This window comes from Curtobacterium sp. ABR8, assembly GCF_057812125.1.
Genome location: NZ_CM173818.1, coordinates 1,792,256 through 1,811,565, shown reverse-complemented (window position 1 = coordinate 1,811,565; position 19,310 = coordinate 1,792,256). Strand labels below are relative to the sequence as shown.

Genomic DNA, 19,310 nt, shown 5'->3' with positions numbered 1-19,310 from the left:
GGTTCCGCTACGCAGTCGGGGCGTCGACCGCACCGCCGTAGCGACGGTCGCGACGTGCGTACTCCTCGATCGCGCCCCACAGGTCGGTGCGGCGGAAGTCCGGCCACAGGCGATCGAGGAACACCATCTCGGCGTACGCCGACTGCCAGAGCAGGAAGTTGCTCGTGCGCTGCTCCCCTGAACTGCGGAGGAACAGGTCGACGTCGGGCATCTCGGGCACGTACAGCCGCTTCGCCAGGGCCTTCTCGGTGACCTGGCTCGGCTTGAGGCGTCCGGCGGCGACCTCTTCCGCCATCCCCCGCAGGGCGTCGACGATCTCGTTCCGGCCGCCGTAGTTGACGCACATCGTCAGGGTCAACACGTCGTTGCCCGCGGTCATCTGCTCGGCGCGGTCCAGTTCGTCGATGACGCTCCGCCACAGCCGCGGACGCCGACCGGCCCACCGCACCTTGACGCCCCACTCGTTGAGCTGGTCGCGCCGTCGGCGGATGACGTCGCGGTTGAAGCCCATCAGGAACCGGACCTCTTCCGGGGACCGCTTCCAGTTCTCGGTCGAGAACGCGTACGCCGAGATGTGCTTGACGCCGATCTGGATGCCGCCGGCGACGACGTCCAGCAGCGAGGCCTCACCCGCCTTGTGCCCCTCGATCCGGGTGAGCCCTCGGCCGTTCGCCCACCGGCCGTTGCCGTCCATCACGATGGCCACGTGGTCCGGCACGAACCGGGCCGGGATCGCCGGGGGCGTCTGGCCCGTCCAGTCGATCGGGCGGAACGGCTCGGCGTCGTCGGGGCGGCGGGGGCTCATGCGGTGGGGGTTCCTTCGGCGGCGGGATCGAGGTCGGAGTCGGCGGGGTCCGGGACGGAGGGCGCCGGGGTGGAGGCGACCGCACGGGCCGTCGCCTCGGGCCCGTCGTGTGTCAGCGGCACCGGCAGCGGGTGCTCCGACCGGTCGACGTGCGGCAGGGACCGGAGCGATCGTTCCAGGTGCCACTGGGCGTAGGCCGCGACCACGCCGGAGGCCCGTGACCGCGTCCGCTCGTCGGTGGCGTCGACGCTCGCCCAGTCGCCGGCGAGCAGCGAGCCGAGCACCCCGAGGGTCGCCGGGTCGAGCCGCGGCGTGCCGGGAGGCGCAGCGCGATCGGCGACCACGCCGCCGAGCTGCACGACGAAGGCCGAGTGCGGCCCGGGCTCCCCGGTGACCGCACAGTCGCCGAACGAGGGCGCCCACCCCGCGATGCTCATCGCGCGGAGCAGGTAGGAGTCGAGCGTGGCGCTGGAGTGGTGCTCACCGCGGGACAACGACCGCAGCGCGCCGACGAGCAACAGGTACTGCTGCAGGCCGGCGTCGGCCTCGCTCAGGCGGTCGGCGGTCTCGACCATCGCGCTGGCAGCCGTGTACGCGCCGTAGTCGGCGACGATCTGCGCACCGTAGGCGCCGAGCGACTCGGCCTGCGTGACGATGTCGAGCGAGCGCCCCTCGTAGAACTGGGCGTCGACGACCATGAACGGCTCGAGGCGGCTGCCGAACTTCGACGCGGTCCGCCGCACGCCCTTGGCCACCGCGCGGATCTTGCCGTGCTGCCGGCTGAGCATGGTGACGATCCGGTCGGCTTCACCGAGCTTGTGGGTGCGCAACACGACGCACTCGTCCCGGTACAGCGGCATGCCACCAGTATCCCCCGCCCCGCCGACACCGCGCCGCGCGGGGGCGGGGGCTGGGCGTGCGCGGCGCGTACTCGGCGGAACCGAGCGTACCTGGTCGAAAGAAACGACCAGGTACGCCCGATCCGACGTGCCATCGCGCGTGACGGGGGAAGTACCGCGCGTGTCAGGCGGAGACGAGCTCCGGCGAGTCGGCGCCGGTCGCGGCTCCCGCGCGGACCGCACGGTTCACCGCGGAGACGATCGCCTTGAGCGACGCCGTCGAGATGTCGGCGTCGATGCCGACGCCCCACAGCCGCACGCCGTCGACGTCGAGCTCGACGTAGGACGCCGCCTTGGCGTCACCGGAGGCGCTCATCGTGTGCTCCGAGTAGTCGTACAGCGTGACCTGGACGCCCTGCTCGGCGAGGACCTTGAGGAAGGCGTCGATCGGACCGGTACCCACGGCGTCAGCGGTGACTGATCCCTCGTCGACGCGGAGCGCGACCGACAGCGAGGTCGTGCCGTCGAAGTCGCTCGACGTCGCCGTCTTCGTGAGCTCGTAGCGGCCCCACTTGTCGTCGTCGGTCGGTGCGGGCAGGTACTCGTCCTGGAACACGTCCCAGATGCGCTGCGAGGAGAACTCGCCGCCCTCGGTGTCGGTGTGCCGCTGCACGACGCCGGAGAACTCGATCTGCAGCTTGCGGGGCAGGTCGAGGGCGTGGTCCGTCTTGAGCAGGTAGGCGACGCCGCCCTTGCCGGACTGCGAGTTGACGCGGATGACGGCCTCGTACGACCGGCCGATGTCCTTCGGGTCGACGGGCAGGTACGGCACCGCCCACTCGATCTCGTCGATGTCCTTGCCCGCCGCGGCCGCCTTGGCCTTCATCGCCTCGAAGCCCTTGTTGATGGCGTCCTGGTGCGAGCCACTGAACGCCGTGTAGACGAGGTCGCCCGCCCACGGCTGACGCTCCGGCACCGGCAGCTGGTTGCAGTACTCGACGGTGCGCTTCACCTGGTCGATGTCCGCGAACGAGATCTCCGGGTCGATGCCCTGCGTGAACAGGTTCATGCCCAGCGCGACGAGGTCGACGTTGCCGGTGCGCTCCCCGTTGCCGAACAGGCAGCCCTCGATGCGGTCCGCGCCGGCCATGTAGCCGAGCTCCGCGGCCGCGACGGCGGTACCACGGTCGTTGTGCGGGTGCAGCGACAGGATGACGTCCTGACGGTGGGCCAGGTTGCGCGACATCCACTCGATCGAGTCGGCGTAGACGTTCGGCGTCGCCATCTCGACGGTCGCCGGCAGGTTGATGATGACCTTGCGGTCGGGGGTCGGCTCGAAGACCTCGAGCACGGCGTTGCAGATCTCCAGTGCGACCTCGAGCTCGGTGCCCGTGTAGGACTCCGGCGAGTACTCGTAGTAGACCGTCGTGTCGTGCTGCAGCGTCGCCTCGGCCGCCTTGCACAGCTTCGCGCCGGCGACCGCGATGTCGACGACACCCTGCACGTCGGTGCGGAAGACGACCTCGCGCTGCACGATGCTCGTCGAGTTGTACAGGTGGACGATGGCCTGCTTCGCGCCGTCGATCGCCTCGTACGTGCGCTGGATGAGGTGCTCGCGCGCCTGGGTCAGCACCTGGATCGTGACGTCGTCGGGGATCGCGCCCTCGTCGATCAGCGACCGGACGAAGTCGAAGTCGGTCTGCGAGGCACTCGGGAACCCGACCTCGATCTCCTTGTAGCCCATGCCGACGAGCAGGTCGAACATCGCGCGCTTGCGCTCGGCGTCCATCGGGTCGATGAGGGCCTGGTTGCCGTCACGCAGGTCGACGGCGCACCAGCGCGGCGCCTTGTCGATGCGCTTCGTCGGCCAGGTGCGGTCGGGCAGGTCGACCGCGATCTGTTCGTGGAAGGGGACGTACTTGTGGATCGGCATCCCGGAGGGCTGCTGCGTGTTCTGCATCGTTCGTCGCTTTCGTCGCGTGTTCGTGAGCCGGTGTTCGTGGGCTCTGGGTTGAGGCGGCCACGACGGACTCCGCGACGAGGTGGGCCGGTGTGTCAGGCCTCGTCGCGGCAGCGAAGGAGGAGGAGTGCCGAGTACATCGGGTCCACGGTAGCACCGGCCGCGACTCGTGTGACAGCGAGGGGCGTTCGAGTGGTCACGACATGCCGTCGGCCGGACGCCGAGGTTCCACGAACCGTCGCCGGCGTCCGTCCGGAGTCCAAGATCGTGGAACCTCGGCGAACGCGAGCGGCGTGGCGGGCGCGGCGGGGCGGGAGCGGCCGGGGCGGTGGAGGCACGGGACGACGGACGGGAGGCACGGTGCCAGCTGGCACCGTGCCTCCCGTCCGTCGCGTGGGCGGACCACGGCCGCTCGTCAGTCGACCGCGAGCGCTTCGGTCGGGGGCACGCGCATCGCGCGCCGCACCGGCGCGATCGTCGCGACGACCGCGAGCACGAGCGCCCCGACGACGACGATCCCGATGGTGAGCGGCGGCAGCACGGGCGTGACCGGGGCGCCCAGCGACCCGAGCAGCGTCTGCCCGCCGACCCAGCCGTAGAAGGTGCCGAGCACGAGCCCGGACACGACGGCCGCGACGACCATCTGCACGGCCTCGGTCACGATCATCCGGCGGACCTGCGCCCCGGTGAGTCCGAGCACCCGCAGCAGCCCGAGCTCACGGCGACGCTGCAGGACCCCGAGTGCGAGCGCGTTCACGACCCCGACGGCGGCGATCACGGCGGAGAACCCGACGATGACACTGACGACGGCGTTCAGCTGCACGAAGAAGTCGCGCTGCGCCTGCACCATCTCGGTCGTCATCTGGCCCTGCCCCAGGTCCTCGAGCTGGGCCTCGAGCACGTGCTGCATGATGCCGAGCGCGACCGCGAAGGTGACGAGCAGGGTGACGCCGATCACGAGCCCGATCGTCGCCCGCGAGGACCGACCCGGCGCACGCATGGCGTTGCGGCCGGCGAGCAGGACGACGGGGTCGTGCGAGCCGATCCGGCCGATGAGCTGCAGGACGGGCGGCATCACGATGGTCGCCCCGACCGCGACGCCGGCGAACGACACGAACCCGCCGAGGGCAGCCGGCAGCACCGCGATGGGCGAGCTCGCGCTGACTGCGAGCCCGATGAGCATCAGCGCCGCGCCGCCGCCCATGAGCACGATGGCCCAGACCTTGCGGCCGGTGCCGGAGCGGACGTCGTCGTGGCTCGGTTCGACGCTCGACGACAGCGCCTCGAGCGGGGTGACGGTCAGCACCCGGCGGGAGCCCGCGGCGAAGGCTCCCCATGTCGCCAGGACAACGGCGACGACCGGCAGCACGAGCTCCCACGGCAGGAGCGTGTAGTCCGCGTCGGGCAGGAAGCCGTTGCCGCGCAGGACGACGACGAACACCGCGGACAGTCCGGTGCCCACGACGGCGCCGATCAGTCCGCCGAGCACCCCGACGACCAGTCCGGTGCGGGTGATCCGGGCCCGGAGCGTGGCGCCGGTGGCACCGACGAGACGTTGCAGCGCGATGATGCGGGTCTGGCCGGCGATGAGGGTCGCGCAGGTGTTGGCGGTCACGATCGCACCGACGTACAGCGCGATGCCGAGGAACAGCCACCCGACGACGGACAGGATCGCCTTGACCGGCCCGAGGTCGGCGAGCCCGGCCGCGCCGAGCGCCTCGGTCACGATGCCGGGGGCGATGACGAGTGCCGAGCCGAACGTCGTGCCGAGCGCCGCGACCAGCACGGTCGGGGCGAAGGAGCGGACGCCGTTCACGCTGCTGCCTCCATCCCCAGCATCGTGGTGGAGATCGCGCCGGCGTCCATCGCCGGACGGTCGGCGACGACGCGGCCGTCGGCGAGGAACAGGATCCGGTCGGCGTTGGCGGCCGCGACGGGGTCGTGCGTCACCATGACGACGCTCTGACCCCACTCCTGCACGGCGCCGCGCAGGATCGCGAGCACGTCACGGCCGGTGCGCGAGTCGAGGGCACCGGTCGGCTCGTCGGCGACGACGACAGCCGGCCGCGAGGCGAGCGCCCGGGCGATGGCGACGCGCTGCTGCTGCCCACCCGACAGCTGGTGCGGCCGGTGCGCGAGCCGGTTGCCGAGTCCGAGCTGGTCGACCAGGCGGTCGATCCATGCGCTCTCGTCCTTCGACGGCTTGTGGCCGCCGAGCAGGAACGGCAGCCGGATGTTCTCGCTGACGTCGAGCGTCGGCACCAGGTTGAACGACTGGAACACGAACCCGAGCCGGCGGCGACGGAGCTCGGTCAGGTCCTTGTCGCCGAGCCCGGTGATGTCGACCCCGTCGATCTCGATGCGGCCCGCGGACACCGCGTCGAGGCCCGCGGCGACGTGCATGAGGGTGGACTTGCCGGACCCGGACGGCCCCATCACGGCGGTGAACTCCCCCGCGCCGATGTCGACGCTGACGTCGTCGAGTGCCGTCACCCGGCGCGCGGCATCGCCGTAGTGCTTGGACACGTGGTCGAGTCGGATGATCGGAGCGTGGCTGGTGGTCATGCACCAACGATGACGGCCGGGAGGCCCGCCCCGCGTCCGTCGGGCGGCTCCTGTGGATGAGCCGCTCGGCTCGACTTCCTGTGGACGGGTCATCCGATCGGATGACCTCCGTCAGTCGGCCTTGCTCACCAGCCCGTGCTCGTGCGCGAACACGACGAGGCGCACGCGGTCGCGGAGTCCGAGCTTCGTCAGGACCCGCGAGATGTGGGTCTTCACGGTCGCTTCGCTGACGTACTCGTGCTGCGCGATCTCACTGTTGCTGAAGCCGCGGGCAGCCAGGTCGAAGATCTCCCGCTCGCGCGGGGTGAGGTCGTCGAACGTCGCCGGCACGGTCGCGGTCTGCTCGACGGAGTCGTCGTAGCGCCGCAGGAGTTCCCGCGTCGCCGAGGCCGCGAAGACCGCGGTGCCGGCGTGGACGGTCCGCACGGCGGCGAGCAGGAACTCGGGGTCGGCGTCCTTCAGCACGAAGCCGCTCGCCCCGGCCCGGATGGCCTTCGCCGCGGCCTCGTCGAAGTCGAACGTGGTCAGGACGAGCACCTTGGCGCCGTCGGTCCCGGCCTGGTCGACGATGTGCGAGGTCGCCGTGATGCCGTCCATCACGGGCATGCGGACGTCCATCAGGACGACGTCCGGACGGGTGCGACGGACGAGCTCGACACCCTCGGCGCCGTCGCCCGCCTCGCCCACGAACTGCAGGTCGGGTTGGGAGTCGATGAGCATCCGGATGCCCGTGCGGAAGAGTGCCTGGTCGTCGACGAGGGCGACGCGGATCCGGCCGTCGGCCGGCGGGGTGGTGGTCATCGGGCGGTGCGCTCCTGCTCGGTCGGGCTGGCGGTCGGGCCGGCGGTCGGGGTGACACGGCCGCGGGGCATCTGTCCGCTGGCGGGGACCGCGGGCATCCGGACCGAGACCTCGAAGTCCGGTCCGCGAACCCCTGCGGTCATCGTGCCGCCGGTCATGGTCGCACGCTCGCGCATCCCGACGAGGCCGTGGCCGGTGCCGGGACCCCGCGTGCCGTCGTCCGCGCGGCGGTTCACGACCGCGATCTCGACGGTGTCCGGGCGGTAGGTCAGCGATGCGTGCACCGGGGTCCCCGGTTCACCGTGCTTGTACGCGTTCGTCAGGCTCTCCTGGACGATCCGGTACACCGCGAGCTGCGTCGTGGTGGGGAGACCGGCAGGGTCGCCCTCGCGCTCGACCCGGACGTCGAGGCCGACCTGCCGCATCTCACCGATGAGCCGGTCGATGTCGTCGATCTCGGGTGTCGGGACGGTCCCCTGTTCGTGCCGCAGCGCGCCCAGGAGCTCGCGCACGTCGCCGAGCGCACGGCGGGCGGTCGTCGAGATGGTGCCGAGCGCCTGGTCGGCGACGGCGGGGTCGGCCTTCAGCGCGTAGCGAGCGCCGTCCGCCTGGGCGATGACGACCGCGAGCGAGTGCGCGACGATGTCGTGCATGTCGCGGGCGATCCGCACACGTTCCTGTTCGACGGCGACGGCGCGGTCGGCGCGGGCGGCGTCGCGCTCGGCGAGCAGCTGCGCCTCGCGGCTCATGCTCGCCGACCGACGGGTGCGCAGGACGAGGCCCGCCAACCACGGCAGCAGCAGGAGGAGCAGGACGACGGCGAAGTACGAGACCGTGACCTGCAGCGACTCCTGGAACGGGGTCGAGGCGGTCTCGATCGTCAGGCGGTTCCGGTAGTCGTCGACGCCGATGTAGAGCGCCGCGGTGACGGACCCGACGATGGCCGAGACGAGTCCCGCCAGCCGGACCCGTCGGCTGCCGTAGGCACTCGTCGTGTAGAGCACCGCCGCGATGAACACGTTCGACAGGTCGGGCATCTGGCCCGTCAGCATCTCGAAGACCGCGAACACCCACGCGACCGCCAGGGCGAGTCCCGGTGACAGCCGTCGGAGCGCCAGCGCGGCGGTCATCCCGACGACGGTGACGATCGCGAGCGGGGTGTCCATCCCCCGGGCCGAGGTGATCAGCACGAGCGAGCCGAGCACCACGGCGATGACGACGTCGGTGATGACCTGCGCGCGCAACATGGGACGGAACACGTGTCCACGGTACGGCGCTCGGGTCACCGTCGCGTCCCTCGCCTGGATGACACCCGGCGCCGGGAGCTCAGAACCCGAGGCGTCCGAGCTGCTTCGGGTCACGCTGCCACTCCTTGGCGACCTTCACGCGGATGTTGAGGTACACGTGCCGACCGCCGAGCAACGACTCGATCTCGACGCGGGCACGGGAGCCGACGTCCTTCAGGCGCTCGCCCTTGTGGCCGATGACGATCGCCTTCTGGCTGTCGCGCTCGACGAACAGGTTCGCGAAGATGCGCAGGGGGCCGTCGGCGTCGTCGTCCTCGTCGGGCTCGACGATGTCCTCGATCACGACGGCGAGCGAGTGCGGCAGTTCGTCGCGGACGCCCTCGAGCGCGGCTTCGCGGATGAGTTCGCTGATGCGTTCCTCGTCCGTCTCCTCGGTCACGGCGGACGAGTCGTAGAGCTGGGGCGACTCCGGCAGCAGCGAGGTGATCTCGCCGAGGAGGTCCTCGAGCTGCAGCCCCTTCGTGCCCGACGTCGGGATGATCGAGTCCCAGTCACGGAGCCTCGAGACGGCCAGCAGCTGCTCCCCGACCTTGTCCTTCGAGGTGCGGTCGATCTTCGTGACGATCGCGACCTTCTTGGCCCGCGGGTACTGGTCGAGGGTGTCGTTGATGAAGCGGTCGCCCGGCCCGATCGGCTCGTTGGCGGGGACGCAGAACCCGATGACGTCGACGTCGCCGAGCGTGGACTGCACGAGGTCGTTGAGCCGCTCGCCGAGCAGGGTGCGCGGACGGTGCACGCCCGGGGTGTCGACGATGATGACCTGGCCGTCGGGACGGTGCACGATGCCGCGGATCGCACGGCGGGTGGTCTGCGGCTTCGACGAGGTGATCGCGACCTTCTGGCCCACCAGCGCGTTCGTCAGCGTCGACTTGCCGACGTTCGGGCGCCCGACGAACGAGACGAAGCCCGCACGGTACGGCGTGCCCGAGGCGGTGGGGGTGGAGTCGGAGTCGGTCATGCGTGCGTGGTTCCCGTCGTGGTGGTGGCGTCGTCGAAGGCGTCCTCGACACCCGCGAGGGCATCGGTGCGCTCGGCGAGCACGGTGATGAGGTGGCGGCGCTTGCCCTCGACCCGGTCGGCCGTCAGGACGACGCCGGACACCGTGACGGTGTCGCCGGAGATCGCCAGGTGGCCGAGCTCCTTGGTGAGCAGGCCGCCGGCGGTGTCGACGTCGTCGTCGTCGAGCTCGATCCCGAACAGGTCGCCGAGCTCGTCGACGGGCAGTCGGGCGGAGATCCGCCAGACGCCGGGTTCGACCTCGACCCGGTCGACCACGGCGCGGTCGTACTCGTCGGAGATGTCCCCGACGAGTTCCTCGATGAGGTCCTCCATCGTGACGAGACCAGCGACGCCGCCGTACTCGTCGACGACCAGGACCAGGTGGTTCTTCGCGACCTGCATGTGCCGCAGGGTGTCGTCGGCGGCCTTCGACTCCGGCACGAACTCGGCCGGACGCAGCAGGCGCGTGACCCGCTCGCTGCCGGACCCCGGACGCTCGTACAGCGCCCGCGACACGTCGCGCAGGTACAGCACGCCGAGCACGTCGTCGCTGTCCTTGCCGGTGACGGGCATGCGGGACACCCCGGCGGCCAGGAACTGCTCCATGCCGGCGGCGAGCGTGTCCGAGCCGTCGACGGTGAGCATGTCGGTGCGCGGCACCATCACCTCGCGCACGAGGGTGTCGCTGAACTCGAAGACCGAGTGGATGAGCTCGCGGTCCTCGTCCTCGAGCACGTTGCTCTCGGTGGCCTCGTCGACGAGGGACAGCAGTTGTTCTTCGCTCGACACCGTCGAGGCACTCCGGCCGCGGCCCGGGGTGACGCGGTCACCGATGCGGACGAGCAGACCGGCGAGCGGACCGAGCACGATCCGGACGGCACGGACCAGGCCGCCGGTGGACGCCAGCAGTCGCTCGGCGTGCGCCCGTCCGACGCTGCGCGGACTCGACCCGACGAGCACGAACGACACGGCCGTCATGATCGCGGCGGAGACGATGAGCGCCACCCACCAGCTGTCGAACGCCCGCACCAGGGCGATCGTGACGAGCACGGCCGCGGCGGTCTCGGCGAGGACCCGGAAGAAGTTGAGCGCGTTGACGTGCGCACCGACGTCGTCCGCGATCGCCTCGAGCGCGCGACGCCGCTTGTTGCCGCGGGCGATCTCGTCGAGGTCGGCACGGGACACCACGGAGAGTGCGGCGTCGCTCGCGGCGAGGAGTCCGCCGAGCACGACGAGCCCCAGCGCCACCGCGAGCAGCCCGACGACGACGAGCATCGGCTACCGACCCCGGCGCTGGGCCGCGAAGGCCGTCAGGATCTCGCCCTGCAGCCCGAACATCTCGGCCTTCTCGTCCGGCTCGGCGTGGTCGAACCCGAGCAGGTGCAGGATGCCGTGGCAGGTGAGCAGCAGCATCTCGTCGGTGCTCGAGTGCCCGGCGGTCTTCGCCTGTTCCTCGGCCACCTGCGGGCAGAGCACGATGTCGCCGAGCAGTCCGGCGGGCGTGGGGTCGTCCTCGGTACCCGGTCGGAGTTCGTCCATCGGGAAGCTCAGGACGTCGGTCGGGCCGGGCTCGTCCATCCACCGCACGTGCAGCTGCTCCATCGCGCCCTCGTCGACCAGGACGATGGCGAGTTCGGCGTCCGCGTGCACGTGCATCGCATCGAGGGCGAACGCGGCGAGGCGCTGGATCGCTGCCTCGTCCACCTCGACCCCTGACTCGTTGTTGAGCTCGATGCTCACCGGTTGCCTCCTCGGGCGTCGTTCTGGGGGTACGGGGGTCGCTGACGGTCCTGCGGCGGCCGCCCCCGGCGCTCGGCGCGGTTGGCGCTGTCGGGGTTGCCGACCGGCGCGGTGCCACGGCCACCGGGACGGTGACCGGCCTGCTCGGCGAGGCGTTCCTCGTCGTAGACGGTGTAGGCGTCGACGATGCGGCCGACGAGCGTGTGCCGCACGACGTCCTCGCTGCCGAGTCGGGCGAAGTGGATGTCCTCGACCGTCTCGAGGATGCGCGTCACGAGCCGGAGCCCGGACACGTTGCCCGGCAGGTCGACCTGGGTGATGTCACCCGTGACGACCATCTTCGAGCCGAACCCGAGACGGGTCAGGAACATCTTCATCTGCTCGGGGGTCGTGTTCTGCGCCTCGTCGAGGACGACGAACGAGTCGTTGAGCGTCCGGCCGCGCATGTACGCGAGCGGCGCGACCTCGACCGTGCCCGCAGCGAGCAGCTTCGGGACCAGCTCGGGGTCCATCATCTCGTTCAGGGCGTCGTAGAGCGGCCGCAGGTACGGGTCGATCTTGTCGGTGAGCGTGCCCGGCAGGAACCCGAGCCGCTCGCCGGCCTCGACCGCTGGACGGGTCAGGATGATCCGGGTGACCTCGCGCCGCTGCAGGGCCTGCACGGCCTTCGCCATCGCCAGGTAGGTCTTGCCGGTGCCGGCGGGACCGATCCCGAACGTGATGGTGTGTTCGTCGATGGCGTCGACGTACGCGCGCTGCCCGTCGGTCTTCGGCCGGACGGACTTGCCGCGGCTCGACACGATCGGCGTGCCGAAGGTGTCGGACGGCTTGCGGTCGTCGTCGAGGATGCGCGCCGACATCGGGATGTCCGAGGGGCCGATGTCCTGCCCGCGCTTGACCATGCCGACGAGCTCGTCGACGAGCGCCTTCGCCCGCGCGACCTCGCGTTCAGGTCCGGTGAGCGTGACCTCGTTGCCGCGGACGACGACCTTGACGCCCGGGTACTGCCGTTCGACGGTCTTCAGGAGCCGGTCCTGGGGACCGAGCAGCTGGACCATGGCGATGCCGTCGACCTGGAGGGCGACGGAGACGACCTGGTCGTCGTCGGTGGTGGGCTGTGCTGGTTCGTTAGCCGGCAAGGGTGCCTTCCTGCAGTTCACCTGCGAGTACGTGCGCGTGCACGTGGAACACGGTCTGACCGGCGGCTTCGCCGGTGTTGAAGACGAGACGGAACTGGCCACCGGCGCGCTCGTCGGCGATGCGCTGCGCGGTGGCGACCAGGTGGGCGAGGAGGTCGGGGTCACCGGCCGCGAGCTGGGCGACGTTCGCGTACTGCTCGGTCTTGGGGATGACCAGCACGTGGACGGGTGCCTTCGGGGCGATGTCCTCGATCGCGATCACACGGTCGTCCTCGGCGACGACGGTCGCCGGGATCTCGCGCGCGATGATCTTGCTGAAGACGCTGGGCGTGCTGGTGCTCATGACTCCATCGTAGAACGCGGGACCGACCTCGGGCCTTCCCTCACCAGCGACCGAGTCCGGCCTGCAGGATCGCGAGTGCCGCGGGACCGGCGGTCGAGGTCCGCAGCACGCTGTCGCCGAGCCGGACCCTGATCGCTCCCGCGGCCTCGAGCCGGTCGAGCTCGGAGCCGTCGATGCCGCCCTCCGGCCCCACCACGAGTGCGATCTCGTGGAGGTCCGCCGGCGGTTCCCAGGTCGCGAGCCGCACGGTCGCGGTGGGGTCGAGCACGAGCACCGCGGCACCGGCACCGAGCGCGGGGACGAGCTGCGCCGTCGTGACGAGCGGCCCGACCTCGGGCACCCGCGACCGGATCGCCTGCTTCGCGGCCTCGTGCGCGATGGACGTCCAGCGCGATCGGCCCTTCTCGACCTTCGGGCCCTCCCACCGGGAGACACTGCGCGCGGCCGACCACGGCACGATCCGGTCCACGCCGATCTCCGTCGACGCCTGCACCGCCATCTCGTCGCGGCCGCCCTTGGCCAGGGCCTGCACGAGCGTCAGCGACGGGACCGGCAGCGGATCGACGGACAGCGACGCGACGGACAACACCAGCGAATCGCGGTCGACGGCGTCCACCGCACCGGTCACGACGGTCCCCCGTCCGTCCGAGAGCCGCAGCGTCTCGCCGACCCGCACGCGCGAGACGGTCACGGCGTGCCGCCCCTCTGCCCCGTCGAGCGTCACGGAGCCACCGACGGCGACCCCGTCGAGCGACTCCACGACGTAGAGCGATGCCATCAGAAGTTGAAGAAGCGGTCGCGGAGCTTGCCGAACATGCCCTGCTGGAACCGGGCGAGCTGCGGCGCCGAGGCCTTGTGCGACTTCGCGAGCTGCTCGACCAGCTGCCGCTCCTTGTGCGACAGCTTCGTCGGGGTGACGACCTGCACGCCGACCCGGAGGTCGCCGCGGCCGCTCCCGCGCAGCTTCGTGATGCCGCGGTCCTTGATGACCAGGACGTCGGCGCTCTGCACCCCGGGACGGATCTCGAGCTCGACGGGCCCGTCGAGTCCGTCGATCGTCGTGGTCGTGCCGAGCACGGCGTCGGTCATCGCGACCTCGAGCGTGGCGAGCAGGTCGTCGCCGTCGCGGCTGAAGACGTCGTCGTGCCGCACCCGGATCTCCAGGTACAGGTCGCCGGAGGGGCCGCCGGCGGGGCCGACCTCGCCCTGGCCGGGCATCTGCAGGCGCAGGCCCGAGTCGACGCCGGCCGGGACGTCGACCGGAACCGTGCGGCGGGCACGGACGCGGCCCTGACCCTGGCACGTCGGGCAGGGGCTCGGGATGACGGTGCCGTACCCGCGGCAGGTGCCGCACGGGGCGCTCGTCACGACGTTGCCCAGGAGCGAGCGGACCTGGCGCTGGATGCTGCCGGAGCCGCCGCAGATGTCGCAGGTGCGCGGGCTCGTGCCGGGTGCGCAGCACGACCCGTGACAGGTCTCGCACAGGACGGCGGTGTCGACCTCGACGTCCTTGTGGGTCCCGAAGACGACCTCGTCGAGGTCGACGTCGATGCGGAGCAGGGCGTCCTGCCCCCGCTCGGCACGGCTGCGCGGACCGCTGCCCCGGCCACCGCCACCACCGCCGCCGCCGAAGAAGGCGTCGAAGATGTCGCTGAACCCGCCGGCGCCGCCACCGAAGGGGCTGTCGGCCTGTGGCCCGGCGTCGTACCGGCGCCGCTGCTCGGGGTCGCTCAGGACGTCGTACGCGTGCGTGACGTCCTTGAACCGCTCGGCGGCCTCGGGGGCCGGGTTCACGTCCGGGTGGAGCTCACGCGCCAGGCGGCGGTAGGCCTTCTTGATGTCGGCATCGGAGGCGTCTCGCTGGACGCCGAGGACGTCGTAGTGGTCTGCCACGTATCCCTCAGTCGGTTGTGTTCGGTCGGTCGGTCGGTGTTGCAGTCGATCAGTGTTCGCCCAGGAGCTTGGACAGGTACCGTGCGACGGCCCGGACGGCCGCCATGTTCGTGCCGTAGTCCATCCGGGTCGGTCCGAGGACGCCCAGGCGTGCCACCTCGCCGCCACCGGCGAGGTACCCGCCGGCGACGATGCTCGTGGCGTCGAGCCCGTACTCGGCGTTCTCGACGCCGATGCTGGCCGCCACCGCGATGTCGTCCACCTGCATCTCCCCGAACAAGCGGAGCAGGGTGACTTGTTCCTCGATCGCTTCGAGCACCGGGAAGAGGCCGCCGGAGAAGTCCTGCTCGCTCTTCGCCAGGTTCGCGGCGCCGGCCATCAGCAGGCGGTCCTGTCGGTTCGCCGCGACCTGCTCGATGAGGGTCGCCACGACGACCCCGCCGAGCGTCTGGGCCTCGGGGCGGAGCTGTTGCGGCACCGCACGGAGCGCGGTGGGCACGTCCTGCAGCAGGAGCCCCACGGCCGCACCGTTCAGCACGGTGCGGAGTTCGGTCAGCAGCGGCTCGTCGAGCGCGACGTCGGTCTCGACGACGCGCTGCTCGACCCGGGCGGTGTCGGTGATGAGCACCACCATCAGCCGGGCGTCGCCGAGTCGCACGAGTTCGACGTGCTGCACCCGGGCGCGCACCATCGACGGGTACTGCACCAGGGCGACCTGGTTCGTGAGCTGGCTGAGCAGGCGCACGGTGCGGCCGAGGACCTCGTCGAGGTCGTTCGGTGCGCCGAGGAAGGTCTCGATGGCGTGCCGCTGGGCGCTCGTCAGCGGCCGGGCCGCGGCCAGGTGGTCGACGAAGAGGCGGTAGCCCTTGTCGGTCGGCACGCGACCGGACGAGGTGTGCGGGGCGACGATGAGCTGCTCGTCCTCGAGCAGGGCCATGTCGTTGCGGATCGTGGCGGCACTGACACCGAAGGCGTGCCGCTCGACGATCGTCTTCGAGCCGACCGGTTCGCGGGACGCCACGTAGTCGCGCACGATCGCCTTCAGGACCTCGAGGCTGCGTTCACTGACCACGAGCGCTCCTTCCTGGTCGATCTGGCACTCGGACGTGTCGACTGCTGATCCTACGCCCGCGTGACTGCACCCCCGATACGCTTCCGGCATGACCTACGGACAGCAGCCCGGTGGCCCGCAGAACCCGAACGGGCCCCAGTACCCGAGCGGGTACACCCCGCCGCAGCCGATGAGCCCGGAGGACCAGCGCCTCTGGGCAACGCTCACGCACATCGGCGGGATCTTCTTCAACTTCGTCGCCCCGCTCGTGGCGTACCTGGTGCTCCGCGACCGCGGCGGCTTCATCCGCGAGCACACCCGGGTCGCCCTGAACTTCCACATCACCGTCGCGATCGCGTACGTCGCGTGCGGCGTCCTGAGCGTCGTGGTCATCGGCCTGGTGCTGTTCCCGATCGTGGCCGTGCTGACGATCGTCTTCGGCATCATGGCGGCCGTCGCCGCGAACCAGGGCCAGTTCTACCGCTACCCGCTGTCGATCGAGTTCATCAAGCAGTAGGGCCAGCAGGCGACCGGCGGCCGCCGGTCAGTCGAGCAGCTCCCGCACCACCGCGTCGGCGAGCAGGCGACCCTGCAGGGTCAGGTCGATCCGTCCCCGCACCGCGGCCGACCCGTCCACGAGACCCCGTGCGATGAGTCCCGCGACCCGGCCACGGGCCTCCTGGCGGATCTCGCTCGTCGCGAGCTCCCCGCGGACGCGGGCGGCGAGGAGCAGCCGCTCGACGTACCGGGTCTCGTCGTCGATGACCTCGCGCCCGGCGGCCGGCGACTCGCCGGCCAGCACCCGGTTCGCGTACGCGGCCGGGTGCTTCACGTTCCACCACCGGGTGCCGGCGACGGCGGAGTGGGCGCCGGGGCCGACACCCCACCAGTCATGGCCCCTCCAGTACGACAGGTTGTGGCGACTCGCGTGCGTGTCGCCGCGTGCCCAGTTCGACACCTCGTACCAGGAGTACCCGGCGTCGCCGAGCACCTGGTCGGCGAGCTCGTACATGTCGGCGGCCAGGTCGTCGTCGGGGGCGGGGAGCTCGCCGCGGGCGACCATGCGGCCCATCGCGGTGCCGTCCTCGACGATGAGCGAGTACGCCGACACGTGGTCGGGCTCGCAGGCGATCGCGGCGTCGAGCGAGGTCCGCCAGTCGGCGAGGGACTCCCCCGGCGTCGAGTAGATGAGGTCGAGCGAGACGTCGAGGCCCTGCTGCTTCGCGAGGTCGACGACGACGGGCACGCGCAGTGGGTCGTGGGTGCGGTCGAGCGTCGCGAGCACGTGCGGCACCGCGGACTGCATGCCGTAGCTGATCCGGTTGAAGCCGCCCTCGCGCAGGGTCTGCAACGACGACGCGTCGACCGAGTCCGGGTTCGCCTCGGTCGTGACCTCGGCGCCGGGCAGGATCCCCCACGTGTCGTCGATGGCCCGCAGGATCATCGCCAGGTCGGACGCCGGCAACATGGTCGGGGTCCCGCCGCCGAAGAAGACCGTCGACACCGGCCGACGCGGCACGCCGGAGCGGTCGAGCACGGTCGCGGCCCACTCGATCTCCCGCACGGCGTGCCCGGCGTAGTCGTCGCGACGGACGCCGCGGAGCTCGGACGCCGTGTAGGTGTTGAAGTCGCAGTAGCCGCAGCGCACGCGGCAGAACGGCACGTGCACGTACACGCCGAAGGGGACGTCGCCGGCAGCGGGAGCACCGTCGGACCCCGCCGCCGCCCACGGCGTGATCAGGCCGTCCGCGGGGGCTGGATCGGCGATCGGGAGAGCACTCGGCATGGGCTCCATTCTCCGTCATGATGGGAGTCATGGAGCACCATCCCGTCCCCACCACGGTCCTGTGGGACATCGACGGCACCCTCGTGATGAACGCGTCGTCCCCGGGCAACCTCTACCACCTCGCGCTCGAGCGGGCGGTCGGCCGCGACCTCGCCCTGCGCGTCGGACACCAGCACGGTCGGACGGACGCCGGGCTCATCGCCGAGCACGTCCGTGCCCACGCGTTCGACGACACCATCATCCCGACGGTGAGCGGCCACCTGCGCGACCTCACCGCCGAGCGGCACGCCTCGGGCGACCACCGCTCACCCGTCCCCGGCGCCACCGCGCTGCTCACCCGGTTCGCGGAGCTCGGGTGGCGGAACGGCCTGCTCACCGGCAACTCGGAGTACCGAGCCCGCGTCAAGCTGGCCGGTGCCGGCTTCGACGAGGGCCTGTTCGACTGGGACCACTCCTACTTCGGCGACACCGAGGTCGAGCGAGCCGACGTCACCACCCGTGCGGCGGCGGAACTCGCCGGCACCCGGGCCGTGATCGTCGGCGACACCCCGCGTGACGGCGAGGCCGCGGACGCCGCCGGCATCCCCTTCTTGGCGGTCGCCACCGGGGTGTTCGACGTCGAGGCGCTACGAGCGACGAACGCGGTCACGGTCGCGCGGGACTGCCGGGTCGACGCCGGCCTGATCGAGGACGCCATCGCGGCGCTGCCGCCGTTGCGCTGACCACGCGCACACGCGCGCTAACGGGCTCGCGTACGAACGTGCACGCACACGCCCAGGCGCGCACACGCACGCCCGCGCCCGCGCCCGCGCCCGCGAACGCGCCGCTAGTCGCCCCGCAGCGCCGCCAGGTACTGCTCCGCCATCACCTTCTGCTGCCGACGCAGCAGCGGCGCGACGAACTGCCACTTCCGGCTCGACGGCTGCGAGAACTGCCGGATCTGCAGCCACACGGAGCCGTCGGGCGTGCGTTCGACGACGAACGATTCCTCGCCGGACAGCGGGTGCCCCTCGAGCGTGCCGTACGCGAAGCCCTTGCGGTCGTGCTCGTCGATGATCGACACGACCCGGACGGGCGCCTGCACGGTCCGGCCGAAGGCGTGCATCGTGAGGGTCGCCGAGGTGCCCGCGGTCACCAGCGGAGTGCCGTCGGGCGCGAACTTCTCGACCCGGGGCGTGCCGATCGAGGCCGGCGCGATCGGGACGCCGTCGTCGTCGAAGGTCACCGGGTTGTACCGCACCTCGTCGTCGTCGGGCTGTTCCTCGACACGCACGCGGATCCCGCTGCGCTCCTGGATCTGCCACGTCAGGGCCTGCGTCACCGCGGTCTCGAACCGCTGGTCGCCGTGCCCGATCCGCGCACGCGACTCACTGGGGGTGAACCCCTCGGGCGGGTACGTCATGAGGTCCGACGCCTGGGTCGCCCCCACCGCGCCGTAGGTCAGGGCGGTCCGGTAGCTCCCGCGGATGCTCATGCCGCCAGCCTACTTGGGCCTGCCCCGTCGGATCGAACCGAGTGGTCGTCCGGTTCACGTGCACCCCGAACTGGAGGCCCGACCCGCGGCCGCCACGCCCCTATCGTTGCAGCGTGCCCCGCTCCACCCCCGCGCCCTGGCGGTCCGTCGACCGTCGGACCGCGACCCTCGCCGCGTTCACGCTCGTCGCCTTCGGCGCCGCCGCGCTCGCGCGTGTCCTGGTCGACGCGACGACCGCCGGCATCGGCTCGTCCGCACGCTACGTCGCGGTGCCACAGGCACAGTGGGACGCCTTCGACACCGCGAACGCGATCGCGGCGGTCGGTGCGTGCTGCGCCGGAGCGGGGGTCCTGCTGTTCGGGGCCACCCTCGTGTCCGCGGTACGGCGGCACCGGGCCACGCGGGTGCCGCAGTGGCTCGGCGCCGTGACGGTCGTCCTGGCCCTCGGGGCCGTGGTGTCCGGCGCCGCCGCGACCCAGCAGACCGACTTCGGTGCGGCTGCCGGGCTGGTCATCCTGCGGACCGCACTGGCGGGACTGGCCGCTGCGAGCCTCCCGGCCCTCTGCCTGGCCGTGCTGCGGGCGCGGGCCGCACGGGCCCGCTGACCC

At 71.5% G+C, this 19,310-nt stretch carries 20 protein-coding genes; 3 read left to right on the top strand and 17 right to left on the bottom strand.

Annotation, left to right across the window (positions count from 1 at the left end):
- Positions 1 to 7: 7 nt before the first annotated feature.
- The 15 genes from ACXKZB_RS08700 to hrcA all read right to left on the bottom strand — a co-directional run bounded on the left by ACXKZB_RS08700 (position 8) and on the right by hrcA (position 15,463).
- On the bottom strand, positions 8 to 805 hold the full coding sequence (locus ACXKZB_RS08700) for an isoprenyl transferase (protein ID WP_488825714.1): 798 nt from the start codon (positions 803 to 805) through the stop codon (positions 8 to 10).
- A complete protein-coding gene (recO, locus tag ACXKZB_RS08695) occupies positions 802 to 1,665 on the bottom strand; it encodes a DNA repair protein RecO (RefSeq protein ID WP_123312891.1) in 864 nt (287 codons plus the stop codon). Before recO ends, ACXKZB_RS08700 begins: the two co-directional genes overlap by 4 nt.
- A gap of 163 nt (positions 1,666 to 1,828) precedes the next feature.
- Positions 1,829 to 3,604 carry a 2-isopropylmalate synthase gene (gene leuA, locus ACXKZB_RS08690; protein WP_488825713.1) on the bottom strand — a complete coding sequence of 592 codons (1,776 nt, stop codon included), beginning with the start codon at positions 3,602 to 3,604 and terminating at the stop codon, positions 1,829 to 1,831.
- A gap of 415 nt (positions 3,605 to 4,019) precedes the next feature.
- Entirely contained in the window at positions 4,020 to 5,420 is a 1,401-nt protein-coding gene (locus ACXKZB_RS08685; RefSeq protein WP_488825711.1) for an ABC transporter permease, read from the bottom strand.
- Positions 5,417 to 6,169 (bottom strand): ABC transporter ATP-binding protein, encoded by a 753-nt coding sequence (locus ACXKZB_RS08680; protein ID WP_488825710.1) that lies wholly within the window; start codon positions 6,167 to 6,169, stop codon positions 5,417 to 5,419. Before ACXKZB_RS08680 ends, ACXKZB_RS08685 begins: the two co-directional genes overlap by 4 nt.
- A 111-nt stretch (positions 6,170 to 6,280) precedes the next feature.
- Positions 6,281 to 6,970, bottom strand: coding sequence for a response regulator (locus ACXKZB_RS08675; RefSeq protein WP_488825709.1), 690 nt, complete (start codon positions 6,968 to 6,970; stop codon positions 6,281 to 6,283).
- On the bottom strand, positions 6,967 to 8,229 hold the full coding sequence (locus ACXKZB_RS08670) for a sensor histidine kinase (protein ID WP_488825708.1): 1,263 nt from the start codon (positions 8,227 to 8,229) through the stop codon (positions 6,967 to 6,969). The genes ACXKZB_RS08675 and ACXKZB_RS08670 overlap by 4 nt, the downstream gene beginning before the upstream one ends.
- Positions 8,230 to 8,296: 67 nt before the next feature.
- Positions 8,297 to 9,235: a GTPase Era gene (gene era, locus ACXKZB_RS08665; RefSeq protein WP_123312896.1), complete on the bottom strand. Its 939-nt coding sequence runs from the start codon at positions 9,233 to 9,235 to the stop codon at positions 8,297 to 8,299.
- On the bottom strand, positions 9,232 to 10,551 hold the full coding sequence (locus ACXKZB_RS08660) for a hemolysin family protein (protein WP_340196977.1): 1,320 nt from the start codon (positions 10,549 to 10,551) through the stop codon (positions 9,232 to 9,234). Before ACXKZB_RS08660 ends, era begins: the two co-directional genes overlap by 4 nt.
- Positions 10,552 to 10,554: 3 nt before the next feature.
- A complete protein-coding gene (ybeY, locus tag ACXKZB_RS08655) occupies positions 10,555 to 11,016 on the bottom strand; it encodes an rRNA maturation RNase YbeY (RefSeq protein ID WP_123312898.1) in 462 nt (153 codons plus the stop codon).
- The gene (locus ACXKZB_RS08650; protein ID WP_488825707.1) at positions 11,013 to 12,155 is read right to left on the bottom strand and encodes a PhoH family protein; all 1,143 of its coding nucleotides are present in this window, start codon (positions 12,153 to 12,155) and stop codon (positions 11,013 to 11,015) included. The genes ybeY and ACXKZB_RS08650 overlap by 4 nt, the downstream gene beginning before the upstream one ends.
- Entirely contained in the window at positions 12,145 to 12,498 is a 354-nt protein-coding gene (locus ACXKZB_RS08645; RefSeq protein ID WP_396290993.1) for a histidine triad nucleotide-binding protein, read from the bottom strand. The genes ACXKZB_RS08650 and ACXKZB_RS08645 overlap by 11 nt, the downstream gene beginning before the upstream one ends.
- A 40-nt stretch (positions 12,499 to 12,538) precedes the next feature.
- Positions 12,539 to 13,276 carry a 16S rRNA (uracil(1498)-N(3))-methyltransferase gene (locus ACXKZB_RS08640; protein WP_488825706.1) on the bottom strand — a complete coding sequence of 246 codons (738 nt, stop codon included), beginning with the start codon at positions 13,274 to 13,276 and terminating at the stop codon, positions 12,539 to 12,541.
- Positions 13,276 to 14,391 carry a molecular chaperone DnaJ gene (dnaJ, locus tag ACXKZB_RS08635; protein ID WP_222660801.1) on the bottom strand — a complete coding sequence of 372 codons (1,116 nt, stop codon included), beginning with the start codon at positions 14,389 to 14,391 and terminating at the stop codon, positions 13,276 to 13,278. Before dnaJ ends, ACXKZB_RS08640 begins: the two co-directional genes overlap by 1 nt.
- Before the next feature lie 49 nt (positions 14,392 to 14,440).
- Positions 14,441 to 15,463 carry a heat-inducible transcriptional repressor HrcA gene (gene hrcA, locus ACXKZB_RS08630; protein WP_123312903.1) on the bottom strand — a complete coding sequence of 341 codons (1,023 nt, stop codon included), beginning with the start codon at positions 15,461 to 15,463 and terminating at the stop codon, positions 14,441 to 14,443.
- Positions 15,464 to 15,551: 88 nt separating this feature from the next.
- Here hrcA and ACXKZB_RS08625 point away from each other — a divergent pair, with 88 nt between their 5' ends.
- Complete coding sequence (locus tag ACXKZB_RS08625) at positions 15,552 to 15,959, top strand: DUF4870 domain-containing protein (protein WP_488825705.1); 408 nt, start codon at positions 15,552 to 15,554, stop codon at positions 15,957 to 15,959.
- A 27-nt stretch (positions 15,960 to 15,986) separates the two neighbouring features.
- On the opposite strand, the gene hemW is transcribed toward ACXKZB_RS08625, so the two are convergent.
- Positions 15,987 to 17,228, bottom strand: a complete 1,242-nt coding sequence (hemW, locus tag ACXKZB_RS08620) for a radical SAM family heme chaperone HemW (protein ID WP_488825703.1) — start codon at positions 17,226 to 17,228, stop codon at positions 15,987 to 15,989.
- A 29-nt stretch (positions 17,229 to 17,257) separates the two neighbouring features.
- On the opposite strand from hemW, the gene ACXKZB_RS08615 reads away from it, so the two are divergent.
- The gene (locus ACXKZB_RS08615) at positions 17,258 to 17,950 is read left to right on the top strand and encodes an HAD family hydrolase (protein ID WP_488825702.1); all 693 of its coding nucleotides are present in this window, start codon (positions 17,258 to 17,260) and stop codon (positions 17,948 to 17,950) included.
- A 104-nt stretch (positions 17,951 to 18,054) separates the two neighbouring features.
- Here ACXKZB_RS08615 and ACXKZB_RS08610 read toward each other — a convergent pair whose 3' ends face one another.
- Positions 18,055 to 18,702, bottom strand: a complete 648-nt coding sequence (locus tag ACXKZB_RS08610) for a DUF1990 domain-containing protein (protein WP_123312906.1) — start codon at positions 18,700 to 18,702, stop codon at positions 18,055 to 18,057.
- Between the two features lie 113 nt (positions 18,703 to 18,815).
- Between ACXKZB_RS08610 and ACXKZB_RS08605 the strand changes: the two genes are divergently transcribed.
- Positions 18,816 to 19,307: a hypothetical protein gene (locus ACXKZB_RS08605; protein ID WP_488825701.1), complete on the top strand. Its 492-nt coding sequence runs from the start codon at positions 18,816 to 18,818 to the stop codon at positions 19,305 to 19,307.
- Positions 19,308 to 19,310 lie beyond the last annotated feature (3 nt).

Coding starts and splice junctions, on each gene's coding strand:
- ACXKZB_RS08700 (WP_488825714.1), bottom strand. CDS start 805: ATGAGCCCCCGCCGCCCCGACGACGCCGAGCCGTTCCGCCCGATCGAC.
- recO (WP_123312891.1), bottom strand. CDS start 1,665: ATGCCGCTGTACCGGGACGAGTGCGTCGTGTTGCGCACCCACAAGCTC.
- leuA (WP_488825713.1), bottom strand. CDS start 3,604: ATGCAGAACACGCAGCAGCCCTCCGGGATGCCGATCCACAAGTACGTC.
- ACXKZB_RS08680 (WP_488825710.1), bottom strand. CDS start 6,169: ATGACCACCAGCCACGCTCCGATCATCCGACTCGACCACGTGTCCAAG.
- ACXKZB_RS08675 (WP_488825709.1), bottom strand. CDS start 6,970: ATGACCACCACCCCGCCGGCCGACGGCCGGATCCGCGTCGCCCTCGTC.
- era (WP_123312896.1), bottom strand. CDS start 9,235: ATGACCGACTCCGACTCCACCCCCACCGCCTCGGGCACGCCGTACCGT.
- ACXKZB_RS08660 (WP_340196977.1), bottom strand. CDS start 10,551: ATGCTCGTCGTCGTCGGGCTGCTCGCGGTGGCGCTGGGGCTCGTCGTG.
- ACXKZB_RS08645 (WP_396290993.1), bottom strand. CDS start 12,498: ATGAGCACCAGCACGCCCAGCGTCTTCAGCAAGATCATCGCGCGCGAG.
- ACXKZB_RS08640 (WP_488825706.1), bottom strand. CDS start 13,276: ATGGCATCGCTCTACGTCGTGGAGTCGCTCGACGGGGTCGCCGTCGGT.
- ACXKZB_RS08625 (WP_488825705.1), top strand. CDS start 15,552: ATGACCTACGGACAGCAGCCCGGTGGCCCGCAGAACCCGAACGGGCCC.
- hemW (WP_488825703.1), bottom strand. CDS start 17,228: ATGCCGAGTGCTCTCCCGATCGCCGATCCAGCCCCCGCGGACGGCCTG.
- ACXKZB_RS08615 (WP_488825702.1), top strand. CDS start 17,258: ATGGAGCACCATCCCGTCCCCACCACGGTCCTGTGGGACATCGACGGC.
- ACXKZB_RS08610 (WP_123312906.1), bottom strand. CDS start 18,702: ATGAGCATCCGCGGGAGCTACCGGACCGCCCTGACCTACGGCGCGGTG.